The following is a 2,854-nucleotide window of genomic DNA, read 5'->3' on the forward strand; positions in this document are numbered from 1 at the left end:
CTGATCGCGAACAGGTTGCCCGAGAGCGCGCCGGTCGACAGGATGCCGAGCGCCCAGCCTGCGCGCTCGCGCGGCGCCTGCGTGCCGACCATCACGGTCGACGCCGACGCGTAGCCGCCGACGAGCCCCGCGAGCAGCCGCAGCGCGACGAGTTCGACCACGTTGTGCGCGACGCCGATCAGCGACATCACGATCGCCATGCCGATCGCCGCGCGCACGAGCATCGGCTTGCGACCGAAGCGGTCCGCGAGGCGGCCCCACAGCGGCGCGGTGACGGCCGTGCCGAGAAACGTCGCGCCGAACGCGATGCCCGACCACTGGATCACCGCCGACTGCGTATCGACGCCGAGTTGTCGCACGTACAGTGGCAGGAACGGCAGCAGCATGCTCAGGCTGACGAGCGTCGTGAACGAGCCGAACACGCACACGGCGAGATTGCGCCGCCAGTAGCGCGTGTTGCGTTCGGCGTAGCTGGCCACGGGCCGTTCGGCCAGGGCCGCCGTGGGTGCAGGCGAGATCGTGCTCATTGCGCTCTCCCCGTCGCGGTCAGCGGTGCGGGAAGCCCCTGCGTGACGGAGATTGCCGATAACGGCACGCATGCGGAACGGGCCATGCCGATGCCGGGCCCCATGCGGTGCGTCAGTTCGAACGCACGGGCGCGAGGCTGGACGGAAAGCGCTTGATGCATGTTGACCTCCATTCGCTGAACGGGCGCCGCGCGCGTCCGTTGGTTGAAGGAAGTCTAGATTGAGCCGATTGTCGAGAGAATCCCCGTCATGCGAAAGCCATTCTTCCGCGTTGCGGTTCAATCGTCATCGGTAATGGCCGCCAGCTGCGTGAAGTGCTCGCGCAGGCGCGGTGCCGCGAAATCGACGAAGGCACGTACCTTCGGTACTGAAAGGCGTCCGTAAGGCGTGACAAGGTGGATCGGCAGCGGCGCGTGTTCGCTGTCGCGCAGTACGATCCGTAGCGCGCCGTTCCGTACCGGTTCTGCGACGTGATAGGAAAAGAGCCGCGTGACGCCGTGGCCTGCGACAGCCGATGCGACTGCGCCGCGGATCGTGTTGATGATGAAGCGCGGCGAGAACTGGACGACCTGCGGCAGTGCCGATGGCGCGGACGGCGGGAAGCTCCACGAATCGAGGCCGAAGTGCGTCATCGAGATGATCCGGTGCTGCGCGAGATCGGCCGGCGTCTCGATGGCCGGATGCTTCGCCAGGTAAGCGGGCGAAGCCACGACGACCCGCCGCACCGCGCCCACCGGAATCGCGACCAGCGTCGAATCGGTCAGGTGCGCAATGCGCAGCGCGACGTCCATCCCTTCGTCGATCAGGCTGACGGGGCGGTCGAGCAACTGCAGGCGAATCGACACGGCCGGATGGCGCTCGATGAATTCGTCGAGGAGCGCGCGCAGCACGTCTTCACCCGCGGCGACCGGTGCGGTGACCGTCAACAGGCCGCGCGGCGCCGAACGTTCGTCGGCGACCAGCATGTCGGCTTCCTCGAGATCGGACAAGATGCGCCGGCACGCGGCCGCGTAGCGTTCGCCGGCTTCGCTCAACCGGATCGTCCGCGTCGTACGATACAGCAGCGCGGTGCCCGTGTGTTCTTCGAGAAACGCGATCGCGCGGCTGACGGCCGCCGGCGATCGGCCGAGCTTCCGGCCCGCGCCCGCGAGGCTGCCCTCGTCCAGCGTGGCGACGAATACCTTCATCGCATCGATTCGATCCATGGCGTGTCGGCGGGCGCGGGCGGTCGTGTAGTGGGCGGTGGGCAAGCGAGCGTGCAGTCTACCGCACGCGGGCGCGGCGCCTGGCCGGAGGATACTGCGCAAGCCGTTTTCGCCCTACAATGCGCAGGCGAAGAAACCGCATGATCGGCCGTCAGGGTGCCGCGTTCAACGAACGCAGCGTCCGACATTCAAGCGGTTCCGCTGAATAACGAACAACATCCAACCAGCACACATGAAAAGAAGAACATTTCTCGCGCTGCCCGCCGTGGCAGCGTCCGGCATGCTTGTCGGCTGCGCCGACAGCAACATCGGCCCCATCACCAATCGCATGATGAAGGACCCGGAATACCGGGAAACGCTGTCGGCGTTTCTGATCAGCGCGGACGGGAAGAAGCTCGTCGTGATCGGCAAGCAGTACCACTACATTTTCGATGTGCCGCCGGCCCTCGGCGTCAACCTCACGGCGTCTTACCGGCCCAAGCTGTACACCGATTTCGACGATTTCGAGACGCACGGCGACAAGATCTCCGGGCGTTACGTGCTGCGGCTTTCGCGCGAAGACGCCCCGCCCGGCTCCGAGCTTCGCGAGCGTGCGCTTGCGGACGGTTTCAAGGACAAGCGGTTCGAGCTGACGGAAAGCGGCACGATCAGCGGCAAGCGTTACCAGCCGAATGACGTCACGCCGTCGTCGATCCCGCAGGCGTTCAATCACGGCTACAACGTCAAGGTGATCGAGCGGCCGTCGGTGCTCGGCCAGGGGGCGAAGATCGCGCTGTCGCCGATCACGATTGCAGCCGATGGTGCGCTCGGCCTACTGGGTGTCGCGCTGGCCCCGATCGCACTCGTGACGATCCTCGTCCTGGCCCACTAGGGCCATGGCATCGCGGCGTTGCCGCCCTGCGACGACCACGTCGCGCTTCAGCGGAGTCCACCATGAGAATGTCTGCCCGAACGATGCTCCGTATCGGTTGCCTGGCCACCTGCCTGGCCTTCACGCAACACGCCGTCGCCGAAAGCGACTGGGACGCCGCACGCCATGTCCGTACCGACTGGGTGTTCGCGTCGATGAAGGAAAGCGACGTGCGGCCCACGCTCGAGCGCGCGCTGAAGGACCAGGCGCGC

3 protein-coding genes and 1 pseudogene are annotated in these 2,854 nt (G+C 66.5%); 2 read left to right on the forward strand and 2 right to left on the reverse strand.

Translation table 11 applies throughout. The features are described from left to right. Together G3N99_RS37660 and G3N99_RS37665 are read right to left on the reverse strand one after the other, a co-directional pair. Positions 1-527: MFS transporter (locus G3N99_RS37660; protein WP_206124906.1), on the reverse strand; the 527-nt coding region annotated here is incomplete at its 3' end. 278 nt (positions 528-805) lie between these two features. After that, positions 806-1,732, reverse strand: coding sequence for a LysR family transcriptional regulator (locus tag G3N99_RS37665; protein WP_206124907.1), 927 nt, complete (start codon positions 1,730-1,732; stop codon positions 806-808). Positions 1,733-1,964: 232 nt separating this feature from the next. Between G3N99_RS37665 and G3N99_RS37670 the strand changes: the two genes are divergently transcribed. Next, positions 1,965-2,603 carry a 5-formyltetrahydrofolate cyclo-ligase gene (locus G3N99_RS37670; protein WP_206124908.1) on the forward strand — a complete coding sequence of 213 codons (639 nt, stop codon included), beginning with the start codon at positions 1,965-1,967 and terminating at the stop codon, positions 2,601-2,603. Between the two features lie 62 nt (positions 2,604-2,665). Beyond that, positions 2,666-2,854 (forward strand): annotated as a pseudogene (locus tag G3N99_RS37675) (hypothetical protein); the annotation flags it as partial.

The organism is Burkholderia sp. Ac-20392 (assembly GCF_017104585.1).
Lineage (GTDB): Bacteria > Pseudomonadota > Gammaproteobacteria > Burkholderiales > Burkholderiaceae > Burkholderia > Burkholderia lata.